General features: G+C 52.2%; 19 protein-coding genes and 1 pseudogene. 17 read left to right on the top strand and 3 right to left on the bottom strand.

Annotated features, from left to right (window positions below; all coding sequences use genetic code 11):
* The first annotated feature begins 107 nt into the window (after positions 1-107).
* The 8 genes from J2Z18_RS07490 (at position 108) to J2Z18_RS07455 (ending at position 9,910) form a co-directional block, all read left to right on the top strand.
* Complete coding sequence (locus J2Z18_RS07490; protein WP_210094489.1) at positions 108-1,361, top strand: alpha-L-fucosidase; 1,254 nt, start codon at positions 108-110, stop codon at positions 1,359-1,361.
* A gap of 36 nt (positions 1,362-1,397) precedes the next feature.
* Positions 1,398-3,257, top strand: a complete 1,860-nt coding sequence (locus tag J2Z18_RS07485) for a glycoside hydrolase family 35 protein (RefSeq protein WP_007132363.1) — start codon at positions 1,398-1,400, stop codon at positions 3,255-3,257.
* A gap of 323 nt (positions 3,258-3,580) precedes the next feature.
* Positions 3,581-5,242, top strand: a complete 1,662-nt coding sequence (locus J2Z18_RS07480; protein WP_210094488.1) for a hypothetical protein — start codon at positions 3,581-3,583, stop codon at positions 5,240-5,242.
* A 404-nt stretch (positions 5,243-5,646) separates the two neighbouring features.
* Complete coding sequence (locus tag J2Z18_RS07475) at positions 5,647-6,126, top strand: GyrI-like domain-containing protein (protein WP_210094487.1); 480 nt, start codon at positions 5,647-5,649, stop codon at positions 6,124-6,126.
* Between the two features lie 211 nt (positions 6,127-6,337).
* On the top strand, positions 6,338-6,802 hold the full coding sequence (locus J2Z18_RS07470; RefSeq protein ID WP_210094486.1) for a DUF8821 family protein: 465 nt from the start codon (positions 6,338-6,340) through the stop codon (positions 6,800-6,802).
* 289 nt (positions 6,803-7,091) lie between these two features.
* Positions 7,092-8,069 (top strand): LacI family DNA-binding transcriptional regulator, encoded by a 978-nt coding sequence (locus J2Z18_RS07465; RefSeq protein WP_007132368.1) that lies wholly within the window; start codon positions 7,092-7,094, stop codon positions 8,067-8,069.
* A gap of 151 nt (positions 8,070-8,220) precedes the next feature.
* Positions 8,221-9,147, top strand: coding sequence for a prenyltransferase (locus J2Z18_RS07460; protein ID WP_007132369.1), 927 nt, complete (start codon positions 8,221-8,223; stop codon positions 9,145-9,147).
* A 31-nt stretch (positions 9,148-9,178) separates the two neighbouring features.
* Positions 9,179-9,910, top strand: a complete 732-nt coding sequence (locus J2Z18_RS07455) for a DUF6081 family protein (protein ID WP_007132370.1) — start codon at positions 9,179-9,181, stop codon at positions 9,908-9,910.
* A 954-nt stretch (positions 9,911-10,864) separates the two neighbouring features.
* On the opposite strand, the gene J2Z18_RS07450 is transcribed toward J2Z18_RS07455, so the two are convergent.
* The 3 genes and pseudogenes from J2Z18_RS07450 to J2Z18_RS07440 all read right to left on the bottom strand — a co-directional run bounded on the left by J2Z18_RS07450 (position 10,865) and on the right by J2Z18_RS07440 (position 13,821).
* Entirely contained in the window at positions 10,865-11,791 is a 927-nt protein-coding gene (locus J2Z18_RS07450; RefSeq protein WP_007132371.1) for a glycine betaine ABC transporter substrate-binding protein, read from the bottom strand.
* Between the two features lie 12 nt (positions 11,792-11,803).
* Positions 11,804-12,626 (bottom strand): annotated as a pseudogene (locus J2Z18_RS07445) (ABC transporter permease); the annotation flags it as partial.
* A complete protein-coding gene (locus J2Z18_RS07440; protein WP_007132373.1) occupies positions 12,619-13,821 on the bottom strand; it encodes a quaternary amine ABC transporter ATP-binding protein in 1,203 nt (400 codons plus the stop codon). The gene J2Z18_RS07440 and the pseudogene J2Z18_RS07445, both read right to left, overlap by 8 nt.
* A 380-nt stretch (positions 13,822-14,201) precedes the next feature.
* Between J2Z18_RS07440 and J2Z18_RS07435 the strand changes: the two genes are divergently transcribed.
* The 9 genes from J2Z18_RS07435 (at position 14,202) to J2Z18_RS07395 (ending at position 22,940) form a co-directional block, all read left to right on the top strand.
* Complete coding sequence (locus tag J2Z18_RS07435; RefSeq protein ID WP_007132374.1) at positions 14,202-14,771, top strand: GbsR/MarR family transcriptional regulator; 570 nt, start codon at positions 14,202-14,204, stop codon at positions 14,769-14,771.
* A 487-nt stretch (positions 14,772-15,258) separates the two neighbouring features.
* Entirely contained in the window at positions 15,259-16,602 is a 1,344-nt protein-coding gene (locus J2Z18_RS07430; protein ID WP_210094485.1) for an alpha/beta hydrolase, read from the top strand.
* Between the two features lie 33 nt (positions 16,603-16,635).
* Entirely contained in the window at positions 16,636-17,196 is a 561-nt protein-coding gene (locus J2Z18_RS07425; RefSeq protein WP_210094484.1) for a GNAT family N-acetyltransferase, read from the top strand.
* A 178-nt stretch (positions 17,197-17,374) separates the two neighbouring features.
* Positions 17,375-17,881, top strand: a complete 507-nt coding sequence (locus tag J2Z18_RS07420; protein WP_210094483.1) for a winged helix-turn-helix domain-containing protein — start codon at positions 17,375-17,377, stop codon at positions 17,879-17,881.
* A gap of 54 nt (positions 17,882-17,935) precedes the next feature.
* Positions 17,936-19,270 (top strand): MFS transporter, encoded by a 1,335-nt coding sequence (locus tag J2Z18_RS07415; RefSeq protein WP_210094482.1) that lies wholly within the window; start codon positions 17,936-17,938, stop codon positions 19,268-19,270.
* A 231-nt stretch (positions 19,271-19,501) separates the two neighbouring features.
* On the top strand, positions 19,502-20,614 hold the full coding sequence (locus J2Z18_RS07410; protein ID WP_007132379.1) for an outer membrane lipoprotein-sorting protein: 1,113 nt from the start codon (positions 19,502-19,504) through the stop codon (positions 20,612-20,614).
* Positions 20,615-20,882: 268 nt separating this feature from the next.
* On the top strand, positions 20,883-22,070 hold the full coding sequence (gene alr, locus J2Z18_RS07405) for an alanine racemase (protein ID WP_144871092.1): 1,188 nt from the start codon (positions 20,883-20,885) through the stop codon (positions 22,068-22,070).
* A 234-nt stretch (positions 22,071-22,304) separates the two neighbouring features.
* Positions 22,305-22,586: a CopG family ribbon-helix-helix protein gene (locus tag J2Z18_RS07400; RefSeq protein ID WP_028406492.1), complete on the top strand. Its 282-nt coding sequence runs from the start codon at positions 22,305-22,307 to the stop codon at positions 22,584-22,586.
* 3 nt (positions 22,587-22,589) lie between these two features.
* Positions 22,590-22,940 (top strand): type II toxin-antitoxin system PemK/MazF family toxin, encoded by a 351-nt coding sequence (locus tag J2Z18_RS07395; protein ID WP_006212388.1) that lies wholly within the window; start codon positions 22,590-22,592, stop codon positions 22,938-22,940.
* Positions 22,941-22,984 lie beyond the last annotated feature (44 nt).

Raw genomic sequence — 22,984 nt, 5'->3', positions numbered from 1 at the left:
GGATAGCACAGGGTAAAGAATCCTGGTAGGAATCGGGCTTCGGGGGGCCATTAAGCCGGCTTCCCAAAGCCCTTTTTTTTCAACTGTAGAGAGTTGGAGGGGAAAGCATGTCAATAACAAGAAAGCTAGAGGAGCAGCTAGCTGTTCCTTCGCCGGAGCAATTAGCTTGGCAGGATATGGAGCTCGGGATGTTCTGCCATTTTGGAATCAATACGTTCTGTGACCAGGAATGGGGGGAAGGCAAGGATGCTCCGGCCTTGTTTAATCCGGAACGCCTGGATGCCAAACAGTGGGCCCGGTCCGCGAAGGAAGCCGGCTTCCGTTATCTCATACTGACGGCCAAGCATCATGACGGCTTTTGCCTGTGGCCGACGGCGACGACGGATTACTCCGTAGCCTCGAGCCCGTGGAAGGAAGGCAAGGGCGATGTCGTGAAAGAATGCGCGGAAGCTTGCCGGGAGGAGGGCATCGGCTTCGGTATTTATGTATCCCCTTGGGACAGGCACGAGCCGTGTTATGCCGATCCGCAGCAGTATGATGACTTTTATTGCAGACAATTGGAGGAGCTCTTAACCGGCTATGGTCCGCTTGTGGAAATTTGGTTTGACGGCGCGGGATCGGAAGGCCGCGAATATGATTGGCCGCGAATCATGGGTCTTGTGAAAAAATATCAGCCAAGCGCCATGGTGTTTAATATGGGCGCGCCCACGATTCGGTGGGTCGGCAATGAGGATGGTGTCGCTCCGTATCCTTGCTGGAACACGGCCGATTCTTCTCGGGGCAGCATGTTCAGCGAAGAATCGCTGAAATGGCTGACGGAGACGCCGAGCTGGGTGCCCGCAGAATGCGATGTACCGATCCGAAAAGACCGCTGGTTCTGGCATCCGGACGAGGAACATTTGCTGTTGTCTCTTGATCAGCTTAAGGACATCTATTACCGGTCGGTTGGACATGGAGCGACCTTGCTGCTCAATGTCGCTCCGGACCCCCGGGGACTGCTTCCGGAGGCCGATGTAAAGCGGCTTCTGGAATTTGGCAGAGAGATCAAGCGTCGGTTCGGTTCTGCCCTGGCCGAAGGCTCGGGATCGGGAGAGGCCGTTCAGTTAATCCTTCCCCAAGCATGCGTGATCGATCATGTCGTGGTCATGGAGGAGATTGCATACGGGGAAAGGATCAGTCAGTATGTGCTGGAAGCCTTCGTCGGTGGAGAGTGGCTCGAGCTGACACGCGGCAGCGCGATCGGTCACAAGAAAATCGATGCGTTCTCTCCGGTAACGACCGACAAGGTGCGTTTGCGGGTACTGGAAGCGGCCGCAAGTCCGGTCATCAAAAAATTGGCGGTTTATCGCTGCGGGCAATAAGCCTTGGATCCTAACATAAGGTGGAGGAGAACTGGAATGGGAGTGCTCACTTGGAAGAACGGACAATACCTGCTGGACGGGCAGCCTTACCGGATCATATCGGGAGCGGTTCACTATTTCCGTGTCGTTCCTGAATATTGGGAGGACAGGCTTTTAAAATTAAAGGCCTGCGGCTTTAATACCGTTGAAACGTATATCGCATGGAATGTGCATGAACCCACAGAAGGGGAATTTAACTTTAGCGGGATGGCCGACGTTGGATCGTTTATCGAATTAGCCGGGAAACTCGGCTTGCACGTCATTGTCAGACCCAGCCCGTTTATCTGTGCGGAATGGGAATTTGGAGGTTTGCCGGGCTGGCTGCTAGGTTATGGAGAAATCCGGCTTCGCTGCAGTGACCCGCTCTATTTAAGTAAGGTGGATCATTATTACGACGAGCTGATCCCGAGAATGGTTCCGCTCCTGTCTTCGAACGGAGGGCCGATCCTGGCTGTTCAGGTCGAAAATGAATACGGCAGTTACGGCAACGATCACGCTTATCTGGAGTATTTGCGCGCAGGACTGGTGCGGCGTGGCGTCGATGTGCTTCTCTTTACCTCCGACGGGCCAACCGACGAAATGCTGCTGGGCGGGTCCATCGACCATGTGCACGCGACTGTAAATTTCGGTTCCCGGGTAGAAGAATCGTTCGGCAAATACCGCGAATACCGTACGGATGAGCCGCTGATGGTCATGGAATTCTGGAACGGCTGGTTTGATCACTGGATGGAGGACCATCATGTCCGGGATGCGGCCGATGTCGCCGGCGTACTGGATGAAATGCTTGAGAAGGGCTCCTCGATCAATATGTATATGTTCCATGGCGGAACCAACTTCGGCTTTTACAGCGGAGCGAATCACATCAAGACCTATGAACCGACGACGACAAGCTACGATTATGATGCCCCTTTGACGGAATGGGGGGATAAGACGGAGAAATATGAGGCGGTGCGGACTGTGCTCGGCAAGCATGGTTTTAAGCCGGGTTGCGCCTTTCCGGAGCCCATTCCAAAGGCGGCCTACGGAAAGGTCGCTTTGTCTGAGATGGCCGGTCTGTTTGCGGATGCCAATCTAGAGCATCTCTCAGAGCCGAAACAAAGCGTGTGCATCAAGCCAATGGAAACATTCGGACAGTCCTATGGCTTTATCTTGTACAGCACCTTTATTCCGGGACCAAGGCAAGGACAGCAGCTGCATATTCAGGAGGTTCGTGATCGCGCCCAGGTATTTCTGGACGGTCGGCCGCTTGGCGTTATCGAACGATGGAATTTGCAGCCGCTCGATATTACCGTACCCGCAACGGGAGCAAGGCTGGATATTCTCGTCGAGAACATGGGCCGGATCAATTATGGGCCGCTGATCCACGATCCCAAGGGAATCACGGAGGGCGTGAGAATCGATAACCAATTCCTGTATAACTGGACGGTCCGGACCCTGCCGCTTGCGTCCCAGATGCTGTCATCCCTCTCTTATAAACCGGTTATGGATAAAGGGCAGGCGGAGCATGAAGAGCTGTCTACGTCGACGTCGGAAGACACGGGTCTGCCCGGATTTTACCGCGGCAGCTTTCAGGTGGAGGACATCGGGGATACGTTCCTTCGCTTTGATGGCTGGACGAAGGGTGTCGCCTGGATTAATGGCTTCAATCTCGGCCGGTACTGGAACGCGGGGCCCCAAAAGGCCTTGTATATTCCCGGCCCTTTATTGCGTAAAGGGGAGAACGAGCTGGTTCTCTTTGAACTGCATGGCGGTCCCGAATCTTGCGAAGTTGAGCTGTCAGATCAACCAGACCTGGGACAGACCGCGGCAGTGGATGAAGCCGTGCTTAATTTCGTACAGGACGAAGAGGACAAGTAACCTATAACGACAGAATTATGCTGCAGTTTAGCTTGTTCAACGACCCGGGCAGAGAGGCTCTCTGGCCGGGCTTTTGCTGTATATGCCCTAAAATAGGGTCCGGTGCCTATCATGCAATGAAAGGATTGACAGCACGGCTTAAGATAATGGCCGGACGAATGCGGGGCTGCTTGGGAACCGGTCCTGTATGTATTTTCAAGCTTGTATGGACTTGAGGCTCTTTAATAGGTTTATATGTGTTCAAATTGGTTTCTTTTTGTTCGTTTTTATCTTACATTAGGGTAGGGAAGCGGCTTTATCACCGGATTGGGAAGGAGAAGACGATGAACGATTATCATGGAAGAATGAACCGGATTGTTCGGAATGTTGCGGAACAAGCATGGAGGCTGCCCCTGCAATCCAGCGGACTGTGGTTTCATGGGGATGTGCGAGACAACTTCTATTATGCCTCCTATTTGTTTGCAGCTTCGTTAGACCTGGAGCATGATCCGCAGTTCAACCGGCAGGAGGGTAAGCGGCTGGCAGAGGAGGTTTTGGGTCGTGTGCTGCGGCTGCAGGACCGGGATGCGAAGAGTCCGATGTACGGACACTGGCCGCTGAACCTGGAACCGAAGCCGGAGGCGGCGAGTCCGCACGTGCTGCCGGTGGAATTGATGGGGAGCTTGATGTTTTTTTTCCATCACAAGTTTGAAAGCGGGATGAACGAGGGCCTGGCGAGGGAGTTTGAGGCCGCGCTGGAACACATCTATCGCGGAGGTTTTTTTCGCAAGCCGCTCACGGTGTGCAACCATCATGAGGCGAAGTATACGGCGGCCAAGCTAATATTCGGCCAGCGGTTCGGGGATAAGGAGCTTCTGGAGGACGGAAAACAAAGCCTTAGGGATACCCTGACTCTGCTCCGCCGGGAGGGTATGGCTGAGTATGGGTGCCTGCCGTGGTTTTGGCATTGGACACAGGCGTTCACCTGTGCGCTGGAATTGGCGGAGGAACCGGAAGTGAAGCAGAAGCTTCATGAACTGTTGGATGAGCTGTGGAGCCTTCGCGCGTCTTATTACCTGAAGGGGGCGTGGGTAGGAGCCCACTCCAGGGGATGGCCGCATGATGCTCCGCGGGATGCCAATGTGCTTCACGATTATGTCCAGTTCGGTGATTTTAGCCTTCCGGAGGAGATGCCGCGCACGGAATATGCCGGTTTTCTATTCCACGAAGCTCCGGAAGCTGCCCGGCACCTTGCCCTGCATCGAAGCGAACCGGCGGAAGTGCGCAAGGTGCTGATGAAATCGGTTGACGGCGAGTTGCGAAAGCTGCACTCCTATGCTTATGTGACGGAGGATTTTGCGGCGGGCGGATTGTGGGAGCGGGTCCGGGAGTTCGACAACGAGCAGCTGCGCTGGATGTTCAGCCTGCCTGTCCGTTTAGGCGGGAAGGCGAATCAGCTGTATTTTTTCCATCCGGGGGAGGGATACGATCCTTCGGGAAGCGATCCTCGTCACCAAAGCGAGTGGATGGAGGTGCTGTATCACAAAAATGTGGTGCTGGCGCTCTATCCGCTGCCTGAACTGGCGGTTGCCAGTGGCGAAGAAATCGTCGGCGTTCTGCCGGAAGGGGAATGGTTGTACGAGGCCGAAGCTTTGTACGGCAAGGTAGATGAGGTTTATTTTGCCATACATTTAAGCCCGGGGACGGCTTATGACATTCGGGCGCAGTCCGGATATCAACAGATTGTTTGCCGAGGCGACGGAATTGCTCTCGCCGTAGAGGCGGTGTCCATTCGGGAAGCGGAGAACAGAGGGATCGGACAGCTGGCGGCGTTCGCACGGCAAATGTCCGGGCAGAGGCCGGAATTCAAGACAGACGGCGGGCTTGAGGTGGCGTATACAGGATGGACGACGGAAGACCGACTATTTTTGAAGCATAGGGGTTCAGGCAGCTCGGCGAGAATGATCAACGGGGCGGAATGTACGTTTGAACCGTATTCTGTGTAGTTATCGAACAGAAAAGAGGGACTGGCGAGTTAACCCGTCCTTTAAAGTATAGGAAATGTTGAGCAGATGCGCCGGTTGCGGACTCTCTGAGTCTTCAATCGGCGTTACTTTGTTGCTAGCCGCATTCGATGTCTTTTTAATCGAAGTATATTAATTTATTGTTGTAACTGTAATGACAAGTAGTTATATCCTTTGCCGAAATTGCCAAGTACTTGTACGTAGCCGATTCATTGACAGCCTAGATCGTCGGAGTGTGGATATAAAGCCGATACTCCCCATCCGATCCGTTTTTTTTCATGGCTCATTTAAACAGTATCATTTTTTGACACGATTTAAAGTTATGATTAACCCATCAAGTAATAAAACATAGGAATCACAATTTAAAGAAGAGGAAGGGATTGAATATGGCAAATTACAGTATTGAGGAAAAAGACAGCTTTATCGTATTAGGAATCGGAACGGAGCTTCAAAGCGACTACACCGACTATGCCGGCATAAACAAGGAGAAGGCGGACTTTTGGAAAGCCGTGAAACAAGATGGAAGACTTGACACATTAAAGGCCGTGGCCGCAAATGACTATATTTTTGCCGTAAACGAAGCGGTGAATAACAAGATGATGTATTACGCTGGCGTGATGACCGAGGCATCGTTACCGGAAGCGACCAGAGTCATCCAGTTTCCTAAAGGGGAATACCTCGTTGTAAAAGGAGAAGCGCAGACGGCTGAGGAGTTGAGTCAAGTGCTTACAGGCATTGCTTTTGGACAGGTGCTGCCGGAAGCACAGGATTTTGCCTATGTCGGCGGGCCCAACGCAACGGTGGAGATGGGGCAGCGAAACGGTCTCGTATCTGGTGAAGTGTGGATTCCGGTCGTAAGAAAATAAAGAGACTCGCGATGCTTCCGAAGCGAGTTTTGCTCGAAGTAGTTCGAAGAAGTACCCCACACAAAACTAAGTCTACGCTTTCGATGCGAGTTTTGTTCGAAGTAGGCTCGAGGAAGTAACGCTCACAAAACTAAGTTGATGCTTCCGATGCGAGTTTTGCTCGAAGTAATTCGAAGAAGTAACGCTCACAAAACTTTTAGGAGTGATGAACATGTCCCATATCGTTGATTTTAAAAACGTATCCACAGCCGGGTTAGAATCTTCGCCCGTGGCCGAAGCGCTGGCTGGTTTACGAGCGAACGAAGCCCGTTACTTTATGAACAAATATAAGCATGAATTTACGGTTGTACCCGCCAGCGAAAGCCAGGAGACGCTCGATTATGTAAACCGAATTTTGAAAGAAGAACGCGATATTGAGTTTGCGGCCAAACCTTTAGAAACGTCGCGTTTCCAGGTGGAGAATATCCAATTTGCCTACGTTTTTTACGAGGATGGTCTTGCCCTCAACGTCATGTATACGGTGGATGATCCTAAGAAGCGGGCCGTTGGCTTTAAGCTTTCTGAGGGGATGGAGGTGCCGCAGGAGTTAGAGGGGAAGTTTAAGTTTGCCAGACAGAAGTCCAAATTAGCCGGAACCATTCGGGGTTCGTTTTTCGTAATAAAAGGAGAGTATTAAGGGAGTAGAATTTCATTTCGACAAGCACTTCCATGTATATCGAAACTCAAAGGGACACGAAGCCCCGTGTACGACAAGAAATGATGATGAGTTTGTTGTCGGACGACAAAGAACATATAGTCAAGGAGCATAAAAGACAAAGAATATGTAGAAATTGAAAGCCGCATAAATTGCGGCTTTTCGTCTTACGTATCTATTCAGGTTCAGGCTCTCTTTTGAATCAACTACCTGAACATGATAGTATCGAGGATAGATAGACGGCAGGCTAGTATCGAGGGAGGGAAAGAGCATGGCCAATATCAAAGAAATCGCAAAGCTTGCGGGCGTGTCGGTATCCACGGTATCCCGGGTGCTCAATAATCATCCCTATGTTCGCGAGGAAAAGCGAGCGCGGGTCCTGGCGACGATGAAGCAGCTGAAGTATGCGCGCAATATGAACGCCGTTCACCTCATTACGGGCAGAACGATGAATATCGCCATTATGCTGCCGTTCATTAATCATGCGTACTTCTCATTACTGATGGAGGGAGCCGGGCAAGAAGCGCTGGCGGCAAGCTACCGGCTTATCCTTTGTCAGACGGGATATGCGCAGGACAAAGAATTGGAAGTGCTGGAGATGCTGCGGAACCGGGAAATTGACGGGATCATTATTCTATCGTCCGCCGTTACCCCGGAGCAGATCGAAGCCTACTGTCCATATGGCCCGATTGTTTGCTGTCTGGATGCGGGGGAGCGATTATTTTCTTCTATATATATTAATCATGCGGAGGCTTTCCGGCGTGCCATGCATTATTTGATTGACCGGGGACACCGCAGAATCGGATTTACGGTAGGAAGGCTGGACAGCCCCAGTACGAGAGCACGCAAAACAGCCTATGAGGAAGTGCTGAAGGAAATCGGAGAGCCTTACCGTGAGGAATGGATATTGGATGGCTGCATTGATCTTGAGGATGGTGCGGCAATCATGAACCGGCTTATGGATATGAGAGAACGGCCAAGCGCCCTGCTCGTGACGGGGGACCATGTGGCGGCCGGCTTGATCTACGAAGCGGAGAAGCGGGACATATCCATCCCGCAGGAGCTTGCGGTCATCGGATTTGACAATCAACCCATCGGCAAAATGCTAGGCCTCACGACGATCGATAACCGACTGCTCGATATGGGTTCAGAGGCTTTCAAAATCGTGTATGCCCATATTCAGGGAGAACGGAAAGACCCGGTGCGCAAGGAGCTGCCGTTCGAATTGATTGAGCGCTCGTCCGTATAGGAGCTTAGCCAAGTTCTTACAAATAGATTACAAAGTTCGACAATTGTGATATCCTTAATGTACAAGTGCTTTGTTTCACAACATCGATTAACGTCTGCAAGCGAGTTGCAGGCGTTCTATTCTGTTTTATGAGAGAAAGGAGCCTACGCCAGTGGATGTCCTGAATCAGTTTAAAAAAGCTTCGCGTATCCAAGTCATTCCGGTCATGCTCATACCGGTTGCTTTGGGGGCGCTTGGCGCTTATGTTTGGACAGGTCGTTTCGATATCGGGCTTTTTTTATTGACCTTGATCGGAAGCGGGGCCGCCCATTTGTTCTCCAATATGGTGAACGATTTGTGGGACTACAAGAACGGGACCGATACGGAAGCCCAGGAGGACGTCGATGCGATCTCCACGAATTCAGGTTTTCTAACCAAAGGCATCTGGTCCATCCGCAAATTCGAGAGCGTTACCTGGACGCTGTTCGGAATAGCCGCGTTATGCGGGATTATTCTGAGCTTGATCAGCGGCTGGTGGGCGCTTCTGTTCGGCGCGCTCGGCGGACTCATCGCTTATTTTTACGTGGCGCCGCCCGTTCGGTTCGGATACCGGGGCAAGGGCTACAGCGAAATTGCGATCCTGTTGTCCTTCGGTATTTTGCCTGTTATGGGAGCTTTCTATGTCCAGACGTCAAGCATGGATCTTCGGGCCCTGCTGTTGTCGCTGCCGATCGGGCTGCTCACGACGTTGATTTTGTTCAACCATCACTTCCTGCATTGGCAGGCGGATCGTCAGGCCGGAAAAAGAACCCTTGTGGTCGTATGGGGGGAAAAGCGGGCGTTGACGTTTTCACGGGCGCTGCTGCTGCTGGCCTGTCTGTCCCTGGTTGCCTGCGTCCTAGCGGGAGCTCTTCCACCTTATGCGATTATTGCTCTGCTGACCGTTATTCCATTGTATCTTGTGTATGGAAGACTGAAGGATAGCAATCGTTCCGAAGCTTACTTGCCGCTGATGGGCGCGTCAACGATGACAACGATGCGCTGCGGCGGCGTGTTGATCCTGTCGCTGCTCGTCCAAGGCATAATCCAGGCATTCTAACCTATTTTTGTGAGAAAGAAGGAGACCTTAGATGGAACAACAACGTGTTTTTGGTGATTTTCATACCATCCTGTCGGAGGGCAAGGTTTGGAAGATCGGCGGCTTTCCGCTGCCGGACGGTTCCTTCTGGGAGTACCGGGAGCCCGACGCTGTCGTTATCGTGCGCAACGGCATCCTGTATGTGCGCGCACCGCTGAGCCGCCAGCATAATCAGATTCAGATTCTCGACAATGCCAAGCATATGTATTATTCCGTGGAAGAGGTTGAAGTGCCGGAATCGGGCGAAGTGACCTTTGAGCTTCAGATCCGTGCCCGTACGCAGGGCACCGTTCCCGGTGATTTGTACGACGGTTACGTATCTTTGAATCTGCTGGATTTCTCAACCGGAGCGGCGCTCGACTTCTTCGCTTCGAACGATAAGTATGCGAGCGTGTATGCGGTGCTGCCTTTCCCTGGCGTTCAGGTGCCGGAATCGGATAAAACCCGCTTCTTCTGCATTTTTAAAGAGGAAGATACACACTTCAAGCCGCAGGAATTCAACACGTACACAATCACCTATAACCGCAGTGAGGACGAGGCGGTATTCTACGTGAACGGACAGGAGGTCCGCCGGGAGAACAATATTCCGATCAAATTCAACAAGTTCACGATTGCGCTTGGCATCATGACGGAGAAGGATCTGACGCCGCAGGGCAGCGTCTCGGTTCATGGTCAAACCGTCATTGCCGAGTATTCCCCGGTAACGGTAACCATCAAGGAATAGCTGCTATCCATGTAAAAAAGCGAGTCGCGCTCACGTTAGAGCGCGGCTCGTTTGCGTTGTGGGGGAGGGGGGAGCGGTTTGCTCGGGTAGTACTGGGGCAGGGAGTGGATTGGTTTGCTTGGGTAGCGCGGAGCAAGGGGGAGATTGGTTGTTTGAGTAGCGTGGAGGTTGGAAGTAGATTGGTTCGTTTGGGTGGCACGGGAGCTGGGAGTAGATTAGTTTGGTTGGATAGCATTGGTGTCTGGGAGTAAACTAGTTTGCTTGAGTAGCGCGGGAGAGTAGAGGCTCGAACATGTGCATTTCTCCCCGCGTCGACGATGGCATCTACTTGAATGTTATGGCCGCCCCCAAGCGAACGAGCCTCGCCCAAGCGGTGCCTACGGGGAAACAAGTCCCGAAAAGGGACTTATGCTGCGCTAAAGTGGCGCCAACGAGCCAACAGGTCCCGATAAGGGATTTGTGCCCCGCCCAAGCGGCGTCTATGGACAAACAAGTCCCGATAAGGGACTTGTGCTGCGCTAAAGTGGCGCCAACGAGCCAACAGGTCCCAAAAAGGGACTTGTGCTGCGCTAAAGTGGCGCCAACGAGCCAACAGGTCCCGAAAAGGGACTTGTGCTGCGCTAAAGTGGCACCAACGAGCCAACAGGTCCCGAAAAGGGACTAATGCTGCGCTAAAATGGCGCCAACGAGCCAACAGGTCCCGAAAAGGGACTTGTGCTGCGCTAAAGTGGCGCCAACGAGTCAACAGGTCCCGAAAAGGGACTTGTGCTGCGCTAAAGTGGTGCCAACGAGCCAACAGGTCCCAAAAAGGGACTTGTGCTGCGCTAAAGTGGCGCCAACGAGCCAACAAATCCCCAAAACGGACTTGCCCCCGGACTCCCCGTCCTGCCCATACATCCCCCTATAGCCCAAAAAAGCCACCCGCAAAGGGTGGCTTTCGTGTAGGTTCTATCTTTACTTCTTCAGATCTTCAATCGAGTTCACGTCGACATACGATGGAACGACGAGGCCGGTTTTAACGCCTTCCATGTTAGCGCCAAGGTCTTCGACCTGATCCTTGAACTTATCCCAGTAGTCGGCATGCGTCAGCGGGAGCCATGCGGCAACCGTAGCGTCAACGTCGCCGTTGGCGACCCCGGTCCACATTGGGCCGGCTTCGACTTGAAGCGCTTCGACCTTAAAGCCGAGCTTCTCTTCCATAATGACCTTCAGCAGATTGGTGCTGGCGATTTCGGAGTCCCAAGCAACATAGCTGAATTTAAAGCTTTTGCCGTCAACGGGCTGAACGCCTTGCGTCCATTCGTTCACTTTTTCGCTGTTGGCTTCCATCCATTCCTTAGCGGCAGCTTCCGGATTCTGTCCTTCCTGGATGGCGGTCATGATTTGACCCATATCGTCCGAGGTCCATTTGAAGTTGCTCAGGAACTGATAAGCCTCCGGCTGATCCTCTTTCAGGCCTTTACGAACAACCGTGTGAATTTCTTCGGCTTCACCATAAACCTTCTTCGGATCTTCAAGATACTTCAGATCATACTTGGAGAACATCCAGTGCGGCGTCCAGCCGGTAATGATGATCGGTTCTTTCTTCTTGATCGCCTTATCAAGCGTAGCTGTCATTGCTGCACCGGAGCCTTCGATCAGCTTCCAATCCGTCAAGCCGTACTCCTCAATCGCGGCAGCCGTGGCTTTCATAATACCTGCGCCTGGATCAATACCGATGATTTCATGGTTTACCTGCTCGCCGATCGAGCCGGCGGCTCCGCCGTTTGCGCCTTCGCCGCCCTGGGCTCCGTTCGTGCCGCCATTGCCGCCCTGTCCGCATGCGGACAGAAGGAGGACAGCTGCCAAGCTAAGCATCAACCACCATTTCTTGTTCTTCAAGTTAAGCACCCCTCTTTTTCGTTTTAAATATATTTTGTGTAAAGCGGTCCAGGACAATCGCCAGGATGACGACAGCCAGACCCGCCTCAAACCCTTTACCGATCTGCAGCTGGGTTACTGCACGGTAGACCTCGGCGCCGATGCCTTGGGCACCGATCATCGAAGCGATAACAACCATCGACAAGCACAGCATGATCGTCTGGTTAATCCCGGCCATTAAGGTCGGCATAGCCAGCGGAAGCTGGACCTTGAACAGCTTCTGTCCGGAAGTCGAACCGAATGCATCCGCAGCTTCGGTGAGCTCGCCGGATACCTGCATAATCCCCAGCCGCGTCAGACGAATCGTTGGCGGAATCGCAAAGATGACGGAAGCGATAACGCCCGGAACGACCCCGAGGCTAAAGAACGTAACCGCAGGCAGCAGATAAACGAAAGCGGGCATGGTCTGCATGAAGTCCAGAATCGGAATGATGATCCTGGATGCGGTTTTGCTGTAGGCTGCCCAAATGCCGAGCGGCACCCCGAGCACGATGGAGATCAAGCCTGCCGTGATGACCAGGCTGAGCGTGCTCATCGTTTGCGGCCAATACCCGAGGTTCTCGATAATGAGAAACCCGATGACCGTGAACAGCGTCAGCGGCAAGCGGCCAAGCAAATACGCGAGGACGGCCAAGATGACGATGAACAGATACGGATGGGGCAGCATGAACACATCTGTAAAAAACTCGACAATTCCTTCAATAATGAAGGAGATCGCATTGAAAAAGCCCGAGAACGTATCTCCCATCCACTCCACCAAGGAATCGATCCAGCTTGCGAGAGGAATCTTAGGCATCTTGCGTCACCCCCTCATTCTTGGATTCCCCGGCCAACGCGCCAAGCACGGCCCCGCGGACGATAACGCCCATCAGGCGGCCATTGTCATCCACAACGGCAAGCGGTACTTTGGACATGCTGGTAATTTCGAACAGCTCGTTGAGCAGGGTGTCCGGGCCGACTCTAGGACCGTCCGTTATCAAAATATCCTCCAGCTTGCGATGGTTCTTCATCGCATCGGAAGCTTCCTCGGCGGTGATGACCCCGAGCAGCTTCTTGGCGCGGTCAATCACGAACAGGTTCGAGATGCCGCGCTCGCGCATCAGCTCCAGCGCAACACGCGGACCGCGGTCCAGCGTAATCGCTTCGGGCCGGCGCATAACATGCGACGCCGTCAGTACCTTCGACAGATCGACGTCCTCCACGAACCGCTCAACGTAATCGTTGGCCGGCTGTGTCAGAATTTCCTCAGGCGTTCCGATCTGCACGACCGCGCCGTCTTTCATCAGGGCGATGCGGTCTCCGATGCGGAGCGCCTCATCCAGGTCGTGGGTAATGAACACGATCGTTTTTTTCATTTTGTCCTGAAGCTCGATGAGCTCATCCTGCATATCCCGGCGGATCAGCGGGTCGAGCGCGCTGAACGCCTCATCCATGAGCAGAATTTCGGGATCGTTGGCAAGCGCCCGGGCCAGCCCGACACGCTGCTGCATGCCGCCGCTGAGCTCATCCGGCATTTTGTCCTCCCAGCCCTTGAGCCCTACAAGCTCCAGCGCCTTCATGGCGGCTTCGCGCCGTTTGGATTTATTGACCTTCTGAATTTCCAGGCCGTACTCAACATTGTCGAGCACCGTACGGTGCGGGAACAATGCGAACTTCTGGAACACCATGCTGATCGTCTTGCGGCGTACCTCGCGCAGCTGTTCCTTATTCATTTTTCTCAGGTCCTTGCCATGGATCAGAATTTCTCCTGAAGTCGGTTCAATCAACCGATTTAGCAAACGTACTAGTGTGGACTTGCCGCTGCCGGACAGACCCATGATGACGAAGATTTCGCCTTCCTGAATATCAAAGCTGACACGGTTCACGCCAACCGTTATATTTTTCTCTTTTGCAATTCGCGCTTTGGACCAGCCTTGCTCCAGCAGCTGAAGCCCTTGCTCGGCACCCGGGCCGAACAGCTTGCTGACATTCTTCACTTGCAGAATAGCCAAGAGTGACTCCTCCTTTTAATGTGTAGAGACGCGTTCGTATTAACCTTAATGCAACCCCGATCCGTCACTGCCGTCTCGTAAACCCATGTGCATCATTGTAACAATCGATACGTAAAGTATCAAACGTTATATCCGTACGTAAAGTACGTACAGTAAAAACTGTACAAAGTTATCCTCCCAAATCCTTTCGTATGCTCCCTTATGCTTAGTCATCGCTGTTCTTTACTTTTAAAATAGCTTTCCCTACAATAGACGAGAGAATGTGTGTGGATTGGGTTTGTTTAGATTCGCTCCAGATCGTTCACACTACAACTCGAGTCCATCAGTTTTGTTGTATGGCATGACTTCTTGGATGGTTACAGAAAGAGGAGGCTGCAAGCATGAGCTTGTACCAGTTGGATGAGGAACGGCAGGCTGCTGTGCAAAAGATTCGTAAGCGTGTCATTGAAAATATTGGACGAAATATGGACTTGTACGGCATACCGCTCTCAACAGGTCATTTGTATGGTCTGTTGTATTTTGCCGATAAACCGATGAACCTGGATGAGATGGGACAGGAAATGAAGATGAGCAAGACCAGCATGAGCACCGGCGTGCGAACCTTGCTCGATAATAAGATGGTCAACAAGGTGTGGGAGAAGGGCTCCCGCAAAGACCTCTATGAAGTGGAATATGATTGGTATCAGACTTTTGTGGACTTTTTCGACATTAAGTGGAGGAAATCGGTGGAGAGTAACATCCTGGTCCTCCGCAAGGCATTGCAAGAAACCGAGAAGCTCCTCAAAGAATATGAGGATGATCCGGTTATGGTGGCTGTGCTTGAGGCCGATCGGACCAAGATGCGTGAAGCCGTGGCTTATTACCGGTGGCTGGAGCGGTTGATCGACGCCTTTGTTGACGGAGATATTTTTAAATATGTTCCGAAAGAGCCGCCGGAGGGCGGTTCCTGATCTTGTAAGCAGCTGAAATTCCTTATAGTGCGAGTTCAAAAAGTCGGATTTTCAGCACCGAGGCGCATGCTTCCGAAGTGCGTTTTTTTCAAAACGCTTTAGGTTGGATGAAGGTAGGGACTGAGGAGCGGAGCTACACGTTTTACAGAAAACATCTTGGCGAAAGCATCTGCTGTTTTGGGTACGTGAGCACCTGAAATGTTTCCGTAGGAAACATACTTCGAAAGCATAAGCTTAGGCCCGGCTGAATTCAAGATTCGATGCCGAGTTACTTCTTGACTCCCTTCGTGATCAAAAGATGACTTTTTGAACAACCTCTTTTATAATACGAGTAAGGCAATGCTTACCTAACAAGGTACAACCTGTTCACCGGGTTGTGCCTTTTTTTGTTGGGTCAGGGACGGGGAGGGAGCCGGCATCATAGATCCGGCATCGCGCGTCAAAGCTTCACCCTTGTTCCCCAAGAACATTGAGGGAGGGGTTACATATGGTACATTCGAAATCCTGGCATGATCAAAGATTGGTGGAAATTCCGCATTTTGCATCCGAAATCTTGGGCAACACCCGCAGCTTGTTCGTCTATCTTCCACCCGACTATCACGAGAATACGGAGCGTCGTTACGCCGTACTCTATATGCATGACGGACAGCACGTCTTCTCCGCGGATGCGTCGGGGGAATCCTGGGACATGCATGTTACCGCAGACCGGCTTGTCGCCGAAGGACCGATGGACGGGATCTTGATCGTTGGCATCGCGACCGTGCCGGATCAGAGGCTGAACGAGTATTTTCACGAGCATCCGAACATGCACCTTGCATTCAAACCGCCTTTTGATGGCGATCGGTATGAGGCGTTTGTCATTGATGAAGTGATGCCGTACATCAACAGAACCTTCAGAACGCTGACCGGTCCCGAGCATACGGCGATGATGGGCTCCTCTGCAGGCGGAATCGTCACCTACAATATCGGCTTTAGACGTCCGGATGTGTTCGGTCACATTGCGGTAATGTCGCCTTACTTCGTTAAGGCCGATTTCGATGAAAAGGGCGAGCTTCGCGAAATTCCGTTTTACCACAGATACGGAACGCATCCGAAGCTTCGGGTGTGGCTGGATATGGGCGGAGCCGAAGGGACGTTCATGGAGAAGTACGCCAGAGAAGAAGCCGAACGGCTGGTCGCCGACGGGTTTGTGCCCGGAGAAGACCTTATGCTGTACCTGCATCCGGGTGCTGGTCATAGCCAGAGCGATTGGGCGGCAAGAGCCCACGCCCCGCTGCTGTACTTCTTCGGACGAATCGGGAAGCCTGAAGCTCTCGAGATTTGCGGGGGCGAGATCGTGGGGGTGAAGGGTCCCGACAAGCGGATCAATCCGGTGGTGACGTATACGAGCGGTTTCATGCAGACCGTCATGCGAGCGACATATACGGTTCTTGACCCACAGCTCCTTGAAGTCAAGCCCGACGGCACGCTGATCGCCAAATCGCCCGGAACGACGCGGGTGATCGTCCAATATGGGAACTGTACGGCGGACAAGGAAATCACCATTGTCGACGCTTTGCCGGAACGGGTTAACGTAACGGTCACGGTAAAGGTCCCGGCATCAACGCCGACCTATCCTTCGCTGTATGCGGGGATTGAGGTCAAGCCGGCGGGAGACGGGCTCTACAAGGGGAGCGCGATGATCCCTCACGGTCTTACTTTTACGTTCAAGGTATCGCATGGGTTCGGCCGACATGAGCGGCTGAAGCCGGATTCGGGAATCACGCGGCGGTCGTTTGTGGCGTCTTCCGATCAGGAGCTGTATTATGAGGTAGAAGGTTGGGAGATATAGAATTATTGGAACAAAATCGGAGGTTATAACATCATGACGATTAGATCGGCAAGACCGGAGGATGCAGCAGCTGCATCAAAACTGCTATACGACGCCCTGCACGACATTGCGCACCAGTTGACAGGGGAAGAAAGCAAGGAAGGGGCTGTCCGTGTTCTGGAGCAGTTTTTCCGGGAGCATGAGGGCAGGCTTAGCCATAAGCAGGCGGCTGTAAAAGAGATCGAAGGCAAAGCAGCCGGAATTATCGTGGCCTACGGAGGTGACCAAGCGCCGGAACTGGACCGCCCGATCATCGAGCGTTTGCGCCGTCTCAAGCATGACGATACATTGACGCTGGATAAGGAAGCCGATGTCGACGAGTATTATATCGATACATTGTCCGTATCCCCGGCATTCGGCGGGCAAGGCATAGGTTCTGCATTAATCAGCTATATGGAGGAGCGGGCAAGGGAGCTGCAATATCGTAAAATCGCGCTCGCTGTCGTACACGGGAATGACCGGGCCTATGCTCTATATGAAAGAAGGGGCTACGCCACCGATAAAGAAATCATGATTAACGGACATGTGTACCGTCATATGGTCAAGCTCTTGTAAAAAGTAATCCAAGAAAATTATTTTTAAACCGCCTATTTACAATTGGTAATAGGTGGTTTATTATTAATCCAAGACGATCTAAAAAATTAGAATGAATAGAAAGATTAGAACAAACGACTAAAACAGATCGAATTATGTAATTGGAATGAATAATAATTATTGGAACGGAGTGATTCATATGGATTCGAATCAAAATCAACAGGGCATGTTCGACATTACGGTGGAACAGGCGAAGCTGCTCGGGAGCTCACAGCGAGTCAAGATCATCGGGAGCTTGACCGATACGCCGAAAACCGCCAAGCAAGTAGCCGATGAGCTGGGCGAATCCCCGGGAAGCATCCACTACCATATCCAGAAGCTGTACGATGGAGGCCTGATCGATCTGGTAGAGACCCGTACGGTTGGGGGGATTGTTGAGAAATACTACAAATCCAAGGCCAAATGGTTTAACACGACAGGCACGCAATCGCTGGATCCGGCGCTGGCCGATGATTACAATGCGGTTTCCAGCACGAAGATCCAGTTGCGGCTGCAGCTGACGGAAGAGGAGCGGGAAGAGCTGGCGAAGGATTTTAGATCGCTGCTAGAAAAATGGGTCAAGAAAACCATCGCCGCCAAAGACGATTCCAAGGAGTATGCGATCGGCGTCAATTTAGTCTCTACCGAAGAGGCGTCTAAGAAATAAGGAGCTTGCTTCCGAGCCTCCCCAAAAAACGAATTGAAATGGAGTGTTAAAACGATGGAAATTTTTAAGAACCGCAACTTCCTGCTCCTCTTTATCGGCCGCATCTTGACGAATATCGGCGACAGCTTATACGCTGTTGCCGCCATGTGGCTCGTTTACGATTTGGGAGGCTCGACGCTCTACACGGGTCTGGCCGGGTTTCTATCCATTCTGCCCCGGGTCATCCAGATTTTCTCAGGACCGCTCATCGACCGCTTTCCACTGCGCGGAATCCTGGTTTACACGCAGCTCATCCAGGCCGGATTGCTGCTCATCGTGCCTGCTGCCTATTATTTCGATTTTCTGACGGTGGGGCTGGTGCTGACCATTACGCCAATCATGTCGACGCTCAATATGTGGGTGTATCCGGCTCAAATGTCGGCACTGCCAAGAATCATTGACAAGAAGCAGCTGACGCAGGGCAATTCATTGTTTACTCTGGCTTACCAAGGCATTGACGTTGCGTGCAACGCCGTTTCGGGCGGGCTCATCATTCTGCTAGGCGCCGTATCGCTGTACGTGTGGAATTCGGTCGGTTTTTTCATCGGGGCGCTTCTGTTTGCCCAGCTTCGCATCAAGGCATCAAGTTTAACTTCATCTAACAACGCACAAACGAATGGAGATAAAGAAAATCCTAAGGACGGTTCATCGCCAATCAAACGGAAAAACGCCTTCCGTTTATACATCGAGGATATGAAAGCAGGAATGCGATTCTTCATAGGGACACCGCTGGCGCGGATTCTGTTCGGCGTCATTGCCATCAACGCCGTCGGAGGCGCAACCTTTACGGTCATGCCGGCCTTTGCCGACAGTCTCGGCGGCCCCGGCGTCTACGGCATTCTTCTTATGGCGCAAGCATGCGGAAGCCTGCTGGGGGCGCTGGCGGCTCCGTATTTGAAGCTGGAGAAATACCGCCTCGGGATGATTTACGCGATGGCTTTCTGTGTGGCGGGAGCCCTTTGGTGCTTGAGCGTACTGACGCCTTGGACTTGGATGGTGGTTCTGATTTACGGCCTGGCCTGGTTTCCTGGCGGCATTACGAACGTCATCATCAATACGGTCATCCAGAAGTCGATTCCTGAGAAAAATATGGGGACGGTCTTTGCGGCTGCCAACGGATTAAGCGGGATTGCAATGCCGCTCGGCAGCCTGATCGGCGGAAGCTTAGGCATGATTCTTGCCAACTCCTCGATCATTGCCGGCTCCGGTCTGGTCGTGCTGCTTGTCGGTCTGTACTGGATCTTCGATCCGGTAACGCGGGGTCTGCCGGCTCCGAATGATATGGATGAGAGCAGCTTCGCGCCGGCAGCAAAGAAATCCCCGGCCGGTATTGTATCAACGGAAGCATGATGAAACTGTATTTCCGGTCTTCCAGACCGATTCTCGGAGGAGGCAATGTGTCGGGCTCATGCATATTGCCTCTTTTACGCATATACCGGAGCATCCGCAATTTACGGATTGGATTCACGAAAAAGCAAAAAGCGCGCATTCATGCTTGTCAGGCTAGTCTGCATAATGTGAACAAGTCCCTCATAGACATGTATCAATCAAGTCAAAACATGTATTGAAGGGGATGATGACATGCGCCGGATTTCATGGGTGCTGCTCGCTGTCGTATTATGCATGGCAACGATACTGGCGGGATGCGGGAAGAAAAATGCGGACAGCGTTGTGAAGGATCTGAACAAGGTGGCAGATAAGCTGGAAAGTGCAAAGGGCGCTTACCAGGGAGCGGGCGTCATGACCATACATACCGGTACGACGCCGCAGGAGTATCAAGTTGAGGTATGGTACCAGTCTCCATCTTATTATCGGATCAGCTTGGCCAACGGGGAGAAGGACATTAAGCAAATCGTGCTCCGCAACGATGACGGCGTATTTATTCTGACGCCAAGCTTGAACAAAAGCTTCCGCTTCAAGAGCGATTGGCCGGATAACCAAGGGCAGGTATATCTGTATCAGACGCTGCTCAGCAGCATCCTGAACGATAACACCCGCCAGTTTGCCGAGGATAAGGACAGCTATGTATTTGACGTCGCGGCGAATTATCACAGTCATTCGCTGATCCGGCAGAAGATCTGGCTTGCGAAGGACAATTATTCGCCGAAGCAGGTTCAAGTTTCCGATTCGGAAGCGAACGTAGTCGTTGAAGTGAAATTCAATAACTTCACGTTCGATACGAACTTGACGAAGGAATCCTTTGACACGAGCCGGAACCTCTCCGCGATGGGCGAAACCCAAGGCATGCTGGCCGAAGTGGATGAGAACGGGCTCCCGATCGCTTCCGGTACCGAGAACGGCAATGCGAATGCACCTGAAGGATTGACGGAGACGGCCACGGGCAAAGACATGGGGTCCTTCGGCATCGTCTATCCGGAATATGTGCCTGCCGGTGTAACGGAAAAGGATACGATGGAAGTGCCGAATAGCGAAGACCATGCGGTGATTCTGAAATATGACGGGGTATACCAGTACACGATTATGGAATCCAGACCGAAGGACCGTGTCGTATCGCTTGTGCCGGGCGAAGCGGTGTACATTGACTTTACGACGGTTGGACTGCTGACCGGCGACCAGCAGCGAACGCTGACTTGGAGCACGGATGGGGTCGAATATAGACTGACGAGCGCCAATCTCCCCGTCGAGGAGATGAAGAAAATCGCTGCTTCCATGCAGGGACAATCGGGTAAATAATACGATGAAGGCGGATACCAAGCTTGGCGGAAGGAACATTCCGACAATGAGGCCATTCGCCTCTTTTTCCAAATAAAGGACCTTTGAGGCAGGCTGCGATATGTTTTGCTGCTGATTTACCAAGGGATCTCCATGCTATGCGTTTCATGGTACCAGCCATGGACGAAAAATGGGCAGGAGGTGTCAATTGACAGTTGCCTTCGGGAACATTACCATTAATCTATTATTAGCCTACAGCTTTTTCAAAATGGTAAGAAGGTGACTGGAATTGCAAGCGATATATCGACCTACCCTGGCGGACATCAACTTGGATCATCTGCGTGCCAACTACAACGCCTTTCGTGAAGCGCTGCCTACAGACATGCTGCTGCTTGCATGCGTGAAGGCGAATGCGTACGGACACGGGGCCGTGGAGGTGGCGCGCGAGCTTCAGCAGCTGGGTGCGGACTACTTGAGCGTTGCGTTTCTCGATGAGGCGCTCGAGCTGCGTCAAGCCGGGATCACGCTGCCGATCCTCGTGCTCGGCTATACACCGCCGGAAGGCGTGGAGGTTGCGCGCCGGCATGACGTAACGATCACCCTGTTCAGCACGGAAGTGCTCCAAGCGATCCAAGCGCTGCCTGCGGAGCCGGATAAGCCGCTGAAGGTACACATCAAGATCGACAGCGGGATGGGTCGTCTGGGCCTGCTTCCCGGCGAGCATGCCCTTGCGTTTATCGAAGAGGCGTTCTCGCTGCCGCAGGTCATTGTCGAAGGAATGTTTACCCATTTTGCAAGAGCAGATGAAAACAACAAAGACTATACATTGGAACAGTACCGCCGTTTCAAGGGCGTAGCGGACGCGCTGCGGGATAGAGGCAGACATATCCCGATCATACATACGGGTAATAGCGCCGCCGCCATCGATACACCCGAGCTGTCCTACAATATGGTGCGTGTCGGCATCAGCTTGTATGGACTGTATCCCTCGGAGGAAGTGAATCGAAGAGCGGTGAGCCTTCACCCTGTCATGACGTTAAAGACCAGGCTGGTCTTTGTCAAAAATCTCCCTCCGCATTCCGGAATCAGCTATGGCTCGAAATATGTCACCGAGCAAACGGAGACGATCGGTACGCTTCCGATCGGCTACGCAGACGGCTTTTCCCGGATGCTGAGCGGCAAGGCAGAGGTGCTGATACGCGGCCGCCGCGTCCCTGTTGTCGGAAATATCTGTATGGACCAATGCATGGTATCGCTCAAACCATTTGCCGAAGAGTCGGCACAAATTCAAGCTGGTGAAGAGGTTGTACTCATCGGCCAGCAGTCTGGCGAGCGCATTACGGCAGATGAGCTGGCTGCCAAGCTGGGAACGATCCACTATGAAGTCGTCTGCATGATTGCCCATCGGGTGCCGCGCCGGTATATACGGGATGATATACCCGTAAAGACGCTGAACCCGCTTTGGACCACCCCTTGAATAAAAGACGCCGCATGTGTATTTTAAATCAAGGAAGACAGCAGGAGGAATCTGGACGGTCTTTGGCGAATGATGAATATGTCGCGAAAGTCTGTACGAATGTGTCGATTGTAGTTTATAATGATATGCAGCATACATGATATACCTTCGGCATATATATTCTTTTGTATAAATTTCCTTGAATAATGTAATACTGGTGCACAGGGCGAGAAGGTTGTGGGGGTGTAATAGAAGGTGGCCAATATGCAGAACACCAAACGAATCATGATCAGTTTACCGGATCATCTTTTGCAGGAAGTGGACGGGATCGCGCAGCTGGAGAATTCCAACCGCAGTGAGCTTATTAGGCAAGCCATGAAGTTGTACCTGAATGAACGGAAGAAGCGATATATTCGCGAATCCATGCAACGGGGTTATATGGAAATGGCCAAGATTAACCTAACCATGGCTTCCGAGGCGTTTCACGCGGAGGAAGATGCAGACAACACTCTAGACCGCTTAGTAAGCGGGGTGTAGACAGTGATCGTTAAACGGGGCGACGTATTTTTTGCGGATTTATCACCCGTTGTCGGTTCGGAGCAGGGAGGCGTAAGGCCGGTCCTTGTCATTCAGAACGATATCGGCAACCGGTTTAGTCCGACGGTAATTGTTGCAGCCATTACGGCACAAATTCAAAAAGCCAAGCTGCCGACCCATGTCGAAATCGACGCGGCGTCGCATGGATTTGACCGGGATTCCGTTATCTTGCTAGAGCAGATTCGTACGATTGACAAGCAGCGGCTAACCGATAAAATCACCCATCTTGACGACGAAATGATGAGCAAGGTGGATGATTCCTTGCAGATCAGTCTGGGCTTGATCGATTTCTAGCGAACCGAACAAGTATATATGCGTTTAGATCATATAGGTATGTG

The organism is Paenibacillus lactis (assembly GCF_017873605.1).
In the GTDB taxonomy this organism is placed as follows: Bacteria; Bacillota; Bacilli; order Paenibacillales; family Paenibacillaceae; genus Paenibacillus_AQ; species Paenibacillus_AQ lactis.
The sequence above is the reverse complement of the archived record's forward strand: the minus strand, read 5'-3'. Positions and strand labels throughout refer to the sequence as shown.

Bases quoted from the DNA above. Each gene is read 5' to 3' on its own strand.
- J2Z18_RS07490 (WP_210094489.1), top strand. From the start codon at position 108: ATGTCAATAACAAGAAAGCTAGAGGAGCAGCTAGCTGTTCCTTCGCCG.
- J2Z18_RS07485 (WP_007132363.1), top strand. From the start codon at position 1,398: ATGGGAGTGCTCACTTGGAAGAACGGACAATACCTGCTGGACGGGCAG.
- J2Z18_RS07480 (WP_210094488.1), top strand. From the start codon at position 3,581: ATGAACGATTATCATGGAAGAATGAACCGGATTGTTCGGAATGTTGCG.
- J2Z18_RS07475 (WP_210094487.1), top strand. From the start codon at position 5,647: ATGGCAAATTACAGTATTGAGGAAAAAGACAGCTTTATCGTATTAGGA.
- J2Z18_RS07470 (WP_210094486.1), top strand. From the start codon at position 6,338: ATGTCCCATATCGTTGATTTTAAAAACGTATCCACAGCCGGGTTAGAA.
- J2Z18_RS07465 (WP_007132368.1), top strand. From the start codon at position 7,092: ATGGCCAATATCAAAGAAATCGCAAAGCTTGCGGGCGTGTCGGTATCC.
- J2Z18_RS07455 (WP_007132370.1), top strand. From the start codon at position 9,179: ATGGAACAACAACGTGTTTTTGGTGATTTTCATACCATCCTGTCGGAG.
- J2Z18_RS07435 (WP_007132374.1), top strand. From the start codon at position 14,202: ATGAGCTTGTACCAGTTGGATGAGGAACGGCAGGCTGCTGTGCAAAAG.
- J2Z18_RS07430 (WP_210094485.1), top strand. From the start codon at position 15,259: ATGGTACATTCGAAATCCTGGCATGATCAAAGATTGGTGGAAATTCCG.
- J2Z18_RS07425 (WP_210094484.1), top strand. From the start codon at position 16,636: ATGACGATTAGATCGGCAAGACCGGAGGATGCAGCAGCTGCATCAAAA.
- J2Z18_RS07420 (WP_210094483.1), top strand. From the start codon at position 17,375: ATGGATTCGAATCAAAATCAACAGGGCATGTTCGACATTACGGTGGAA.
- J2Z18_RS07415 (WP_210094482.1), top strand. From the start codon at position 17,936: ATGGAAATTTTTAAGAACCGCAACTTCCTGCTCCTCTTTATCGGCCGC.
- J2Z18_RS07410 (WP_007132379.1), top strand. From the start codon at position 19,502: ATGCGCCGGATTTCATGGGTGCTGCTCGCTGTCGTATTATGCATGGCA.